1 protein-coding gene is annotated in these 1105 nt (G+C 35.9%); it reads right to left on the reverse strand.

Features of this window, described 5'->3' with window-relative positions:
• Positions 1–50: 50 nt before the first annotated feature.
• Positions 51–1055, reverse strand: a complete 1005-nt coding sequence (locus tag ES724_RS16405) for an IS30 family transposase (RefSeq protein WP_146935069.1) — start codon at positions 1053–1055, stop codon at positions 51–53.
• Positions 1056–1105 lie beyond the last annotated feature (50 nt).

Genomic DNA, 1105 nt, shown 5'->3' on the forward strand with positions numbered 1-1105 from the left:
GCTGGATTCAATGTTGTAACGCAACAAATCGTTGTTGGTTTTTGATGTTTCTAAGCTACAAATTTCAGCTCCATCTCCATCATTTCTTTAGGTGTTTTATAGCCTATGATTTTTCTCGGTCTATTGTTAAGTTTTTCTTGAATCCAATCGAGTTGTTTTTCACTTATTTCATTAAAATCAGTTCCTTTTGGAAGGTACCTTCTTATGAGTCCATTTGTATTTTCATTGGTACCTCTTTCCCAAGACGAATAGGGATGTGCAAAATAGATTCTCATGCCCGTTTTTTGTGTTATTTCTTCATGTCTGGCCATTTCGATTCCGTTGTCGTAGGTCATAGATTTCTTAAAAACCGGATTGAGTTGATTTAGAATATCAGAAAACATTTTAGCTACTTCACCGGCTTTTTTACTGCTTAATTTTATGATCAAAACGGATCTGGTCTTACGCTCTACAATCGTCCCAATGGCACTTTTATGGTTCTTTCCGATGATCAGATCTCCTTCCCAATGTCCGACTTCCTGTCTAAGTTCTATGTGTCTTGGTCTATCGTCAATACTGACTTGGTTGATTATTTTGCTCCCTGTACCACGTCTTTTCTTGGAAGGTCTTCTCCTTGTTTTTTTGCGCACGAGCAGTTTGATCAGTTTTTTGTTCAAGCTTGCTTGAGGGCGTGTGTAGATATGCCTGTAAATGGCTTCATGTGAAATAGACATGATAGGGTCATTAGGATAAATTTCTTTAAGTCTTCCTGAAATTTGCTCTGGTGTCCAATTGGATAATAGCCCTTTATAGACAAAAAACCTTAAAAGGGAATGCGTACTTATTTTATCCAGGTTTCTCTTGTTTAGATAGTCATCTTTAGCATTAAAATTAGCTAGGAATGCATCATACTTCTCTATTGGTTTGGTTACCCATTTATTGACTTCCCTAGAGATTGTAGAACGAGATCTATCAAGCTTTGTTGCTATATAGGTTTTGGTTCTTTCTTCATTTAAAAGGGTCTGGATAATGACTCTTTCTTTATAGGTTAGTCGCCTGTGTTTTTTTACTTCCATTTTACAAATCTATTATTTTAGATTTGTTGCGTTAAGTTATTGAATGGAAC

Origin of the sequence: Gillisia hiemivivida (genome assembly GCF_007997295.1) — a bacterium.
Taxonomy (GTDB): domain Bacteria; phylum Bacteroidota; class Bacteroidia; order Flavobacteriales; family Flavobacteriaceae; genus Gillisia; species Gillisia hiemivivida.

Excerpts from the sequence above, each read along its gene's own strand:
- ES724_RS16405 (WP_146935069.1), bottom strand. The coding sequence starts at position 1,055 with ATGGAAGTAAAAAAACACAGGCGACTAACCTATAAAGAAAGAGTCATT.